Annotated in this window: 12 protein-coding genes; 2 read left to right on the forward strand and 10 right to left on the reverse strand. The window is 70.0% G+C overall.

Features of this window, described 5'->3' with window-relative positions; genetic code table 11:
• From ABFX50_RS01390 to ABFX50_RS01435, 10 genes are all read right to left on the reverse strand, one after another.
• Window positions 1-2475, reverse strand: a complete 2475-nt coding sequence (locus tag ABFX50_RS01390; protein WP_346142544.1) for a hypothetical protein — start codon at window positions 2473-2475, stop codon at window positions 1-3.
• A gap of 95 nt (window positions 2476-2570) precedes the next feature.
• Window positions 2571-3845: an ATP-binding protein gene (locus ABFX50_RS01395; protein ID WP_183650231.1), complete on the reverse strand. Its 1275-nt coding sequence runs from the start codon at window positions 3843-3845 to the stop codon at window positions 2571-2573.
• A gap of 3 nt (window positions 3846-3848) precedes the next feature.
• The gene (locus ABFX50_RS01400) at window positions 3849-4517 is read right to left on the reverse strand and encodes a response regulator transcription factor (RefSeq protein ID WP_043620820.1); all 669 of its coding nucleotides are present in this window, start codon (window positions 4515-4517) and stop codon (window positions 3849-3851) included.
• Window positions 4518-4814: 297 nt separating this feature from the next.
• A complete protein-coding gene (gene bfr, locus ABFX50_RS01405) occupies window positions 4815-5294 on the reverse strand; it encodes a bacterioferritin (protein WP_346126097.1) in 480 nt (159 codons plus the stop codon).
• A gap of 17 nt (window positions 5295-5311) precedes the next feature.
• Entirely contained in the window at window positions 5312-5491 is a 180-nt protein-coding gene (locus tag ABFX50_RS01410) for a (2Fe-2S)-binding protein (protein ID WP_183650237.1), read from the reverse strand.
• A 148-nt stretch (window positions 5492-5639) separates the two neighbouring features.
• Complete coding sequence (locus ABFX50_RS01415) at window positions 5640-6233, reverse strand: MBL fold metallo-hydrolase (protein WP_346142548.1); 594 nt, start codon at window positions 6231-6233, stop codon at window positions 5640-5642.
• Complete coding sequence (locus ABFX50_RS01420; protein ID WP_346142550.1) at window positions 6230-7315, reverse strand: S-(hydroxymethyl)mycothiol dehydrogenase; 1086 nt, start codon at window positions 7313-7315, stop codon at window positions 6230-6232. The genes ABFX50_RS01415 and ABFX50_RS01420 overlap by 4 nt, the downstream gene beginning before the upstream one ends.
• 16 nt (window positions 7316-7331) lie before the next feature.
• Window positions 7332-8291: an adenylate/guanylate cyclase domain-containing protein gene (locus tag ABFX50_RS01425; protein ID WP_183650244.1), complete on the reverse strand. Its 960-nt coding sequence runs from the start codon at window positions 8289-8291 to the stop codon at window positions 7332-7334.
• Between the two features lie 10 nt (window positions 8292-8301).
• On the reverse strand, window positions 8302-8814 hold the full coding sequence (locus ABFX50_RS01430) for a PH domain-containing protein (RefSeq protein WP_346142552.1): 513 nt from the start codon (window positions 8812-8814) through the stop codon (window positions 8302-8304).
• Between the two features lie 130 nt (window positions 8815-8944).
• A complete protein-coding gene (locus ABFX50_RS01435) occupies window positions 8945-9826 on the reverse strand; it encodes a biotin--[acetyl-CoA-carboxylase] ligase (protein WP_346142554.1) in 882 nt (293 codons plus the stop codon).
• 111 nt (window positions 9827-9937) lie between these two features.
• Between ABFX50_RS01435 and fdhD the strand changes: the two genes are divergently transcribed.
• Together fdhD and ABFX50_RS01445 are read left to right on the forward strand one after the other, a co-directional pair.
• On the forward strand, window positions 9938-10771 hold the full coding sequence (fdhD, locus tag ABFX50_RS01440) for a formate dehydrogenase accessory sulfurtransferase FdhD (RefSeq protein WP_346142556.1): 834 nt from the start codon (window positions 9938-9940) through the stop codon (window positions 10769-10771).
• A gap of 101 nt (window positions 10772-10872) precedes the next feature.
• Window positions 10873-11289, forward strand: a complete 417-nt coding sequence (locus ABFX50_RS01445) for a peptidase inhibitor family I36 protein (RefSeq protein WP_346142557.1) — start codon at window positions 10873-10875, stop codon at window positions 11287-11289.
• Window positions 11290-11352: the final 63 nt, after the last annotated feature.

Here is an 11352-nt window from a genome sequence, read left to right on the forward strand (position 1 = left end):
CTACGGCGTGGGCGCCGTGTACCGGTGCAGCCGCTCGTTGATCTTGTAGTAGAGGTGGCCGAACCTGTCGGCCGTCAGCCCCTCCATGCCGGGGACGGTCAGCAGCACGGTCAGCGCCTTCGTCGCCCTGTCGATCCTGAAGATCTGGTCGCCCGCCGTGCCGTAGACATGTCCTGGATCCTTGTCCAACGTGAGCAGGACTCCGTCGCGCCAGGCCAGCCCCGGCCTGGCGGCGTAGTCGGGATCGGGGAACAGCCGCGTCACCGTGATGGCGTCGGGACGGGCGGGGTCCAGCGTGAACAGCGAGCCGCCGGCCAGCCCCCAGAGCCTGCCGTCCACCTCGGTGAGGGCGGTGACGGCCTTGGGCGCCGTCAGCGGGAGCGGATGGGGGCGCACCTCGCCGGTCGCGGGGTCGTAGGAGAACAGCGTGGCCGAGGCGCCAGGCGCGTAGACGGGGTTGACGCCGAGCGCGCCCCTGGTGGAGGTGCCGCCGAACAGCCTGCCTCCCGCGTGGGCGAGGGAGACGACCGCCTGGTCGCGCACCACGCACAGGGTCCTGCCCGCCGTCCCCTCCTTCCAGACGGTGAGCGCGCCGCTGCGCTTGCCGTACTTGGGGACGGTGCCCATGTAGACCGTGCCGTCCGGCCCGCCGGCGAGCGCGTAGGGACGGTCCTGCGGGGGCGGGCCCTTGCCGGGCTCGCAGTCGTCGGCCTTGCTGCCCGCCGCTCCCGCCGTGTACCTGAGCGTGGGCGGCCACGGGCCCGAGGGGTCGTGGCTGTAGAGCTTGGCCGACGGATAGACGCCGAGGTAGAGCCTGCCGTCGTGGGCGAGCAGGCTGTCGGTCTGACTCAGTCCCGCGAGGGTGGGCGTGTCAGGGGCGCTGTTGTCGCTGTCGCCGCGCAGCGGGTCGTAGACGCCGGTGCCGCCCGTGAGATAGCCGCCCGTGTAGATCCTGCCGTCGGGGCCTGCGCCGAGCGCGTTGATCGCGGCGGGGAGCACAGGGGTGTCGCGCACGACCCTGCTGCTCCACTGGCCTGTGGTGGGCGCGTACGTGAAGATCCTGGTGCCGTCCTCCGCCGCGCCGAGGCCGGTGAGCGTGCCGCCGTTCAGCCAGGTGTAGCCGGTGACGGCCAGGCCAGGCCGTACGGCGGTCGCCTGCAGAGCCTTGGCCGCGAGGTCGTAGGAGTGCAGCAGGCCGTCCTTGACCAGCCAGACCTTGCCGTCGCGGGCGGGTGAGTGGTGCAGGTCCACGTCGGTGATCGCGGCTTCGGTGACGGCGCGGTGCGAGCCGTCGGCGTTCCTGACGATCTCGAGCACGAGCAGCGTGCGGTCGAGCCAGGCGAACAGCCTGCCGCCCGTCCAGGTGAGGCCGCCGACCATCGAGTTGTGCGCGTAGGCGGCGGGCAGCAGGCTGTCCACCCGTCCCGTGACGTTGTCGAACCTGACGAGCGAGGCGTCGGTGCCGGTGCCGAGGTAGGTGGCGTTGGCGGCGGGGTCGTGGGCGAGGCTGCGGATGTACTCGGCTCCCGCCACGATGGGCACCTGGCCGATCGTGGTGAAGACACCGCGGTCGTACTTGAAGTAGCGGCCGTCGTTGTAGGTGCCGCCGTACACCTTGCCGCCCGCACCGGCCTCCAGGTCCCAGATGAAGGAGTAGCCGCCCTCCGCCCTGCCGAGGTCGGTCACCGTCGCCTGGCCCGGCACGTGCCTGTAGAGCTTGGAGTTGGGATAGGTCCCGAGGTAGACGCTGCCGTCGGTTGCCGTGGCCGCCGCCCAGCCGCCGACCGTGGGCGTGGCGGCGGTGTCGGGGATGGTGAGGCGGCTCTTCACCGTCTCGGTCGCCAGGTCGATCACGGCCAGCTGCGGGTTGGTGTCCGCGGTGCCGGTGTAGACGGCGTAGGCGCTGCCGCCCGCGAACGTGGTGGCGTTGGGCACGCTGCTCTCGATCTGCACGCCGAGGTCGGTCACGTCCTTGGTGATCAGCACCTCGTCCCAGTAGGCCGTGCCGACGTTGGCCACCCCCGAGTAGATGAGCGCCGAGACCGTCGTCGTGCCCGCGGGAGCCAGGCCCGAGGCCGTGACGTCGCTCCATCTCCCGCCTGACACCGAGGCGCCGGCGCTGCCGAGCAGCTGTCCCGACGATCCCCTGAACCGCAGGTAGAGGTCGGCGCTGCCGGTTTCGGTCCAGACCGTGGCGTGCGCGGTGTAGCGGGAGCCCGCCACGGCGGGCAGTCCCGGCAGGCTCTCCCTGCCGTAGGCCAGCGCGGGCTCGGTGTCGGCGACGCGCGCGGCGGTGCGGCCCTGCCAGCTCACCGCGGTGACGCCGCCCTGGCTGTGCGAGCCGCTCCAGCCGGTCAGCCCCTGGTCGAATCCGCCGTTGACAATCCGCAGGTCGGCGGCGTGCGCAGGGGTGAGCGAAGCGAGGAGCAGCGTGCCTGACAGCGCTGCAGCGAGCAGCCTTCTCAGAGGGGTCACCGGGCCGCACCTCCCGAGGGGCGCTCGATCATGCTCAATTATGGCCCTGACCGTAAACCTTCGCGCGTGGCCCGTCAATGGGCTGCGCGCGGCTGTCAGGCGGGCCCGGTGACCACGCGGCGACCCGGGACCTCGGCGGGGCGCAGGAAGATCGCGAACACCGCGGGACGGCGGCGCACCAGCTCCAGCCGTCCGCCGTCCGCGGCGGCCAGCGCCCTGGCGAGCGTGAGCCCGAGACCCGTGCCGCCGCCACCGCTCACGTTGCGCTCGAAGACCTTCGGCGCGATCTCGTCGGAGATCCCCGGACCCTCGTCGGCGACCTCGATGACGATGTAGTTGTCGCTGCTGCTGGTGGAGACCGTGACGTCGCCGCCGCCATGCTGGATCGAGTTCTCCAGGAGTGAGGCGACGACCTGGCCGAGCCCTCCCCCGGTGGCCAGGGCCTTGAGTCCGCGGGTGCCGCCGAGGGAGACCGAGCGGCCCACTCTGCGGAACGCGGGCTCCCACTCGGTGACCTGCTGGACCAGCACCTCGTCGACGGAGATGGGCTCCGCCTGCGCGATGCGCTGGCGGCGGGCCGCGGCCAGGAGCTCGTCGATGACCGCGGTGAGGCGTTCGGCCTGGACGATCGCGGCCTCGCCCTCCTCGCGGACGACGGTGGGCTCGTCGGAGGCGGCGACGATCTCCTCCAGGCGCATGGTGAGCCCCGTCAGCGGGGTGCGCAGCTGGTGGGAGGCGTCCGTGGCGAACTCGCGCTCGCGCGTGAGCAGATCGGAGATGCGCGCGGCGCTGCGGTCGAGCACCTCGGCCACGCGATCGAGTTCGGGGATCCCGTAGCGGTGTTTGCTGGGCCGGGCGTCCCCCGATCCCAGCCGGTCGGCGATCTTGGCCAGGTCCTGGAGCGGCAGGGTGAGCCGACGTGACTGCACGATGGCGAGACCCACCGCGACCGCGAGAGCCGCGGCGGCCAGCGCCACGATGAGGAGCAGGCGAGCGCGCACATCCTGCTCGACCTGATCCTTGTCGCGGCTCACCCTGACGTAGATGCCGCTGTCCGACTTGGCCTCCTCGTGCATGGAGTGGCCGGACTGCGGAGATGTGCCGACGACGGTCGCCGTCGGCGGGTTGCCGTTGACGTAGATCTGGATGTATCTGTCTGGATACTTCTGCTCCAGCTGCTGCGGGTCGAGCGGCGTCTCCTGGATGCGGGCATATTCCACCTCGCCCACCAGACGGGTCGCCTCGGCCCTCAGCTGCTGATTGGCGTCCTCGACGATCAGCCTGCTGACCACCACGCCCAATGGCACCCCGAGCAGAAGTACGGCTATGGCCGCGACGACCAGGGTGGAGGAGAGTAGGCGGCGGCGCACGTCCTACTCTCGCTCGAACCTGAAGCCGACTCCCCTGACGGTGGTGATGTAGCGAGGCTTGGCGGCATCGTCGCCGAGCTTTCGCCGCAGCCAGGAGATGTGCATGTCGAGAGTCTTGGTGGACCCCCACCAGTTGGTGTCCCAGACCTCGCGCATGATCTGCTCACGCGTGACGACCTTCCCCGCGTCGCGTACGAGGACGCGCAGCAGGTCGAACTCCTTGGTGGTCAGGTGCAGCTCCTTCTCGCCCATCCACGCGCGACGTGAGTCGGCGTCGATGCGCACCCCCTGGACGACAGGGGTCTCTGAGGTGCCGCGCCGTAGCAGGGCCCGGACACGGGCGAGCAGCTCCGCGAGGCGGAACGGCTTGGTGACGTAGTCGTCGGCGCCGGCGTCGAGGCCGACGACCGTGTCGACCTCGTCGACGCGGGCGGTGAGGATGAGGACCGGAGTTCCGTGCCCTTCGGCACGGATCCGGCGGGCGACCTCGAGACCGTCCATCTCTGGCAGGCCAAGGTCGAGAACGATGAGGTCGATGCCCCCCGACAGAGCCCTCTCGAGGGCCTGCGGGCCGTCGGGGCTCACCTCAACCTGGTAGCCCTCGCGGCGCAGGGCGCGCGCGAGCGGCTCGGAAATCGAGGTGTCATCCTCGGCGAGAAGTACGCAGGTCATGAAGCGATCGTAGGACCTTAGGCGATCGTTTCCCGGCCGCAGCGCGCGGTTTGACTCGCGTTTGACCTATCTATTGACCTGGGCAAACGCTGATAAATGGCGGCTAGTCTGGGTTTAATGCCCCACGCTTTCCGCCGTCTTCCCCGTTCGTTCTTCCCTCGGGTACGTCAAGCAACCCTCGCGCCGTCGCGATCATGCCCCGGGCGTGTCGCGACACGCGTCGGCGTGCCGTCCAGAAAACGCCGGAAATGAGAACGCCCGCCGGAGCGAATGTCACGGCGGGCGACCAAGGAAGGGTCAGTCGGAGGGAGGCTCGGCGTAGCGAGCGAGGTAGAGCTGCTCGCCCAGGCTCTGGATGAGCCCCAGCTCGGTCTCCAGGTAGTCGATGTGGTGCTCCTCGTCGGCGAGGATGTCCTCGAACAGGCGCGCCGAGGTCGTGTCGCCCTTCTCGCGCATCAGCTTGATGCCGGGCTTGAGCCGTTGGACGACGCTCAGCTCCACCTCGAGGTCGGCGCGCAGCTGCTCCTCCACGGTCTGACCGATGTGGAGAGTGCCGAGCCGCTGGTAGTTGGGCAGTCCCTCGAGGAACAGGATGCGGTCGGTGAGCTTCTCGGCGTGACGCATCTCGTCGATCGACTCTTCGCGAGTGTGCTTGGCCAGCCTGGTGTAGCCCCAGTTCTCCTGCATCTTGGCGTGCAGGAAGTACTGGTTGATAGCGGTGAGCTCCGCGGTCAGCTGCTCGTTGAGCAGCTCGATGATCTGCTTGTCGCCCTGCATTGAACGGGCCCCTTGTGCTATGCGGTCGGAATCAGGTCGTCAGACCTTTTCAGGATCGCACAGATCTTCCGGACACAAGAGGCACAGTCGCTGCCGGCGCCGGTGGTGTCGCGGATCTGCCGCGCGCTCTTCGCGCCCGCGGCGATGCAGTCGTGGACCTCGTTCTCGGTCACGGCACGACACACGCATACGTACATCGGGGGAGGAGCCTCTCGCGTTGGGACCTTTGGTTAGGCACACCTAAGATAACCCACTTTGGTAAGGCTTGCCTATGTGTAGTGCGACACAGGCATAAATCGCCCAAGACAGGACACTACTCCCGAGCGTCAGGTTCCTCTGTGTGACCTAGAGGGAACTCTCCGCGCCGATGGTGGTGGAGTCGCCGTGTCCGGTGTGGACGACGGTCTCGGCGGGCAGCGACAGCAGCCGCGTTCTGATCGACTCCAGCAGCGTCTCCTTGGAGGAGAACGACCTGCCCGTCGCGCCGGGCCCGCCGGAGAAGAGCGTGTCGCCGGTGAAGACCACGCCCAGCTCGGGCGCGTGCAGGCACACCGCGCCAGGGGCGTGCCCCGGCGTGTGGATCACGCGCAGCTCGATGCCCCCGATCTTCAGCGAGGCGCCGTCCTCCAGCGGCGTGTACGGGACGGCGTCGCCGTAGTGCATCTCCCAGAGCACCTGGTCGGCCGGGTGCAGCATGATCGGCGCGCCCGTCAGCTCGGCGAGCGGCGCGGCGGCGTTGATGTGGTCGTTGTGCGCGTGCGTGCAGACGATCGCGGTGACGCTCCTGCCGCCCACGCGCTCGGCGATCTTCTCGGCGGAGTGCGCGGCGTCGATGACGATGACCGAACGGGCGTCGCCCACCAGCCACACGTTGTTGTCGACCTCCCACGTGCCGCCGTCGAGCGAGAAGGTGCCCGAGGTGATGACCCTGTCAATCACAGGACCACCACCGAGCGCAGGACCTCGCCGCGGTGCATGCGGGTGAACGCCTCCTCGACCTGGTCGAGGGCGATCTTCTCCGAGACGAACCTGTCGAGAGGGAGGCGGCCCTGCAGGAACAGGTCGATCAGCATGGGGAAGTCGCGGGAGGGCAGGCAGTCGCCGTACCAGGAGGACTTCAGCGAGCCTCCGCGCCCGAAGACGTCGAGCAGCGGCAGCTCCAGCGTCATCTCCGGGGTCGGCACGCCGACCAGCACGACGGTGCCGGCCAGGTCGCGGGCGTAGAAGGCCTGCTTGTAGGTCTCCGGCCTGCCGACCGCCTCGATGACGACGTCGGCGCCGAAACCGCCCGTGAGGTCGCGGACGGCCTCGACGGCGTCGGCCTGCGCGGAGTTCACCGTGTCGGTCGCGCCGAACTCGCGCGCCCACGCGAGCTTGCGGTCGTCCACGTCCACCGCGATGATCTTGGCGGCTCCCGCGAGCGAGGCGCCGAGGATGGCCGCGTCGCCGACGCCGCCGCAGCCGATGACGGCCACGCTGTCGCCGCGCGAGACGTTGCCGGTGTTGAGCGCCGCGCCGAGGCCCGCCATCACGCCACAGCCGAGCAGGCCGGCCACCTCGGGCGGCGCGTCGGCCGACACCTTCGTGCACTGCCCCGCGGCGACCAGCGTCTTCTCCGCGAACGCGCCGATGCCCAGGGCGGGGCTCAGCTCGGTGCCGTCCTCGAGCGTCATCTTCTGCGCCGCGTTGTGCGTGGCGAAGCAGTACCAAGGGCGTCCCCGCAGGCAGGCCCTGCACGAGCCGCAGACCGCGCGCCAGTTCAGGATCACGTAGTCGCCAGGCGCGAGGTCCTTCACCCCCTCGCCGACCGCCTCGACGACCCCCGCGGCCTCGTGCCCGAGCAGGAAGGGGAAGTCGTCGTTGATACCGCCCTCGCGGTAGTGAAGGTCGGTGTGGCAGACCCCGCAGGCCTTCACGTTGACGACCGCTTCACCAGGGCCCGGATCCGGCACGAGAATGGTCTCCGTGGAGACCTGCTGACCCTTGCCACGAGCGACGACGCCTTGCACTTGGTACGGCATGCCGTTCATCATCTGCTCAAGGCGCTGATTGCCGCAAGACATACGGCTGCACCACGCCGAGCCCTCTGGCCGGCCTGCGGCGGATCCTGTGCAGCTCGAAGCCGTCTCCCGCCAGCCCCTCCGCGAGATCGGCGTCGACCACGATGGTGCCGGGCCTGGCGATGGCGGTCAGCCGCGCCGCCAGATTGACGGTGGTGCCGAAGACGTCGCCCATCACCGGCAGCACAGGTCCGTAGGCCATGCCGATGCGCAGCTCGCCGGTCTTGACGAGGTCGAGCGCGATCCTGGCGGCCTGCGCGGGGGTGGGCGCGGTGAACAGCACCTCGTCGCCCAGCGTCTTGACCAGCCTCGCGCCGTGGACGGCGACCACGTCGGCGGCGCGCGACTCGAAGCCCTCCACCAGCTCGGCCAGCTCGCGCTCGGAAAGCTCCCTGGACCTTCTGGTGAAGGAGACCAGGTCGGCGAAGCCCACGGCGAGCGAGACCCGGCTGGGCACGAGGTCGTCGTTGATGTCGGCGATCGCCAGCAGGCGTGTTCCCGCCGCGGCCAGCTGGGCCCGCCAGACATGGATGAGCACGTGCTCGAAGTCGGGAAGCAGCTGCTGCGACGTCTCCAGGATCCTGGCGAGGTCGGCGTCGGAGGGCTGCACGTCGGGCGGCAGCATCGCGCCGACCATGATCTCCGCCTGCCACTGGGCGAGCCTGGCGGTGGTCTGGCCGAGCGCCCTCGCCATGCGGATGACCGTGGGCTCGTCCAGCAGCCCGCTGTCGAGCATCTTGCGGACCCGCCGCAGCGCGACCACGTCGGCGTCGGAGAAGGCCACCGCGTCGTCGGCGAGCGTGGCGAACCCGAGGGCCCGCCAGATCCGCTCGGCCAGCTCCTGCGACACGCCCGCCTCCGCGGCGACCTCTCCCCTGGTGTGGTGGGCGGGGGTGCCGACGAGCAGCCGCTCGATCTCCTCGGCCGTCGGCCTCATGCTGGGGAGACTACCTTCCGTCGACGGCACCGTCGGAGACGTCCTCCACTGCGCGGAACAGCTCGGCCCGCACGTCCTGGATCCTGGGGATGTCGCGCAGGGCGAGCTGGCCCTGGTCGCTGGCCGACTCGACGGTCAGCGTGCCGCAGCCCAGCATGCGCTCGGTGAAGGACTGGTCGGAGCTGACCGAGTTGACCTTGGTGAGCGGGATCTCGTCGGTCGACTTGTTCAGCACGCCCGTGCTGATGGTGAAGCGGTGCGTGGTGAGCACGTAGCCGGTGTTCTTCCACTGCAGGTAGGGGACGAACGACCAGATCGTCAGCAGGATGACCGCGATCACGACGGACGCGGCCCTGCCGTAGAAGGCGTACACCCAGTCGCCGGGGATGAGGTACAGGGCGGCGCCCATGGCAGCGAGGATGAGGACGAGCGCGACGGCGGGGCCGATGAGCCGCTTCCAGTGCGGGTTGAACGACCTGATGCGCCGCTCGCCCTGGGTCAGATGGTGATCCGGGAGAGTCATGGCCCAAATCGTGGCACGCAGGCCGGGTGAACGCCACGGAGAAGGGGGATCAGAGCGTGTACTCCTCGCCGCGGAGGCCGCCTGCTCCTCGTCGGCTCCCGCGGACCGATGACCCTCGGGCGAACCCGAGTCAAGGCTGAGATGACGGGCGGACGTGGACCACGTCGCCCGCGTTGAGCGTCCGGTCGCCGACCTGGAGGTGCCCGGACGCGTCGACGCCGGCCGCCACGCCCGTCAGGAAGCGGCCGCCCGGCAGCTCCACCCGCACCTCGCGGCCGATGGTGGCGCTGGAGGCCTGGTAGGCGGCGCGCAGCCCGCAGGCGTCGGCGTCGCCGTCCGCGCTCTGCCATTCGCGGTAGTGGCTCTCGATCTCCCTGAGGATGGCCCTGATCAGCGGGTCGCGGTCGGTCGCGCGGGCGCGCTCGTCGAGGGAGTGCCGCTCGTCGCCCGCCGCCGGCCTGCCGTTCTTCGCCCTGCCGTCGTGCTCGATCGCGATCGAGGTGGCGGTGTCGACGGGCAGTTCGTCGGGGCGGAGCGAGACGTTCAGCCCCACGCCGACCACCACCGCGCCGTCCTCGGCCCGCTCGGCCAGGATTCCCGCGAGCTTCCGCTCGCCGACCAGCAGGTCGTTCGGCCACTTCAGCCGCACGTCGATCTCGGCGACCCGCCGTACGGCCGAGGCCGCCGCCACGCCGAACAGCAGCGGCAGCCAGCCCTGCCTGGCGACGGGCACCTCGGGGCGCAGCAGCACGGAGAAGGTCAGCCCCGAGCGGGGCGGCGCGGTCCACGCCCTGCCGAGCCTGCCGCGGCCGGCGAACTGCGCCTCCGCGATCAGCACCGCCCCCTCACCCTCGCCCGCCCTGGCGCGCTCGGCGAGGTCGGCGTTGGTGGAGCCCGCGCGGTCGACGACGGTGACACCGGACCACAGTCCGCCGGGTCTGACCAGCGCGCGGCTCAGCGCCGCCTGGTTCAGCGGCGGGCGGTCGAGGTCGGTGAAGGGTGATTCGGACACCCTTCCATCCTCCCTCAGAACGCCACCGCCCGCGGCCCGCGGCACCCCGGCCACGACGCCGTCGTCACCCGTGGAAGAGCCGGCGAGCGACCCGGCCGTAGGCTACGAGAGGTGACCACCCCAACCACACGGGCACGAATCACCGAGATCACCGGAAACGTCGCCAGAGAGCGCAGCGACCACCTCGCCACCGAGGAGCCGCTGGAGATCCGCCTCACCGGCGCCGGCGGGCCCCAGCGCAGGACCGTGGCGATCACCATGCGCACCCCTGGGCACGACTTCGAACTGGCGGCGGGCTTCCTCCACGGGGAGGGCATCGCGGCGCCGGGCGCGATCAGGGCCATCGGCTACTGCACCGACGAGGACGTGACGCCCGAGGCCCGCTACAACACCGTGACGGTCGCGCTGGACGGCCCGATCCCCGAGCTGCCGACCCTTGACAGGCACTTCCTCACCTCGAGCGCCTGCGGGGTCTGCGGCTCGGCCAGCCTGGACGTGCTGCGCGACCGCTGCGTCCCCGTGCCCGAGGGCGAGCTCTCGCTCTCCCCCGAGGTGTTGTACGGCCTGCCGTACAGGCTGAGGGAGGGGCAGGGCGTGTTCGGCAAGACGGGCGGCCTGCACGCGGCGGGCCTGTTCACCGGCGAAGGCGAGCCGCTCGCGGTACGCGAGGACGTCGGCAGGCACAACGCCGTGGACAAGCTCGTGGGGTGGGCCTCGCTGAACCAGCGGCTCCCCCTGCGCGACCACGTGCTGATGGTCAGCGGCAGGGCCAGCTACGAGATCATGCAGAAGGCGCTGGCGGCGGGGATCGCCGTCGTGTGCGCGGTGTCGGCGCCGTCGTCGCTGGCGGTGGAGGTGGCCAGGGAGTTCGGGATGACGCTGGTCGGCTTCCTGCGCGAGGAGCGCTGCAACGTCTACGCGGGCAGGGAGCGCATCAAGGTATAGCGAGCGCGCCTGGAATCACTGCGGATTCTCTCTTCAGCAGAAAGATCGTGTCATGTATCTTCGTGAAGTCATCGAAGAAAAGTTTCACGTGAGGAGATGCAGTGGGCAAGAAGCTTCACGCGCTGGTCCTGCCGATGGCCGTCGTCGCACTGTCCGCCCTGCCGACCGTTCCCGCCCATGCCGCCACCGGCTACGACCGCTGCAATGAGGGCTATTACTGCATGTTCTCCGGCCTCGACGGCACGGGCGACATCATCCAGATCCGGGTCAGCACGCCCGACCTGGCGGCGTTGAACATGGACGACAGAGCCAAGTCCGACTGGAACAGGACGGACTTCGTCATCCACCTCTACTCCGAGGCCAACTACGAGGGCTGCACGGCCGGGACCAGCCCCCGCGGCAAGGGCAACTTCTTCAGCACCTACCGCGACTTCTTCAGCTCGGTGCGCATCGGCGGCCCGAACGGCCCCTCCTGTGGCACCACCGACCCCGAGTTCCGCGTGAAGGCGCACGCCTGACGCAAGCATCCGAACGGCCCGGCATCGCGAGGCGGTGCCGGGCTTTCGTGTTTCTTCGATGGA

It is taken from the genome of Nonomuraea recticatena, from assembly GCF_039533245.1.
In the GTDB taxonomy this organism is placed as follows: Bacteria; Actinomycetota; Actinomycetes; order Streptosporangiales; family Streptosporangiaceae; genus Nonomuraea; species Nonomuraea roseola.

Excerpts from the sequence above, each read along its gene's own strand:
- ABFX50_RS01400 (WP_043620820.1), bottom strand. The coding sequence starts at position 4,517 with ATGACCTGCGTACTTCTCGCCGAGGATGACACCTCGATTTCCGAGCCG.
- ABFX50_RS01420 (WP_346142550.1), bottom strand. The coding sequence starts at position 7,315 with ATGCCGTACCAAGTGCAAGGCGTCGTCGCTCGTGGCAAGGGTCAGCAG.
- ABFX50_RS01430 (WP_346142552.1), bottom strand. The coding sequence starts at position 8,814 with ATGACTCTCCCGGATCACCATCTGACCCAGGGCGAGCGGCGCATCAGG.
- bfr (WP_346126097.1), bottom strand. The coding sequence starts at position 5,294 with ATGCAGGGCGACAAGCAGATCATCGAGCTGCTCAACGAGCAGCTGACC.
- ABFX50_RS01410 (WP_183650237.1), bottom strand. The coding sequence starts at position 5,491 with ATGTACGTATGCGTGTGTCGTGCCGTGACCGAGAACGAGGTCCACGAC.
- ABFX50_RS01425 (WP_183650244.1), bottom strand. The coding sequence starts at position 8,291 with ATGAGGCCGACGGCCGAGGAGATCGAGCGGCTGCTCGTCGGCACCCCC.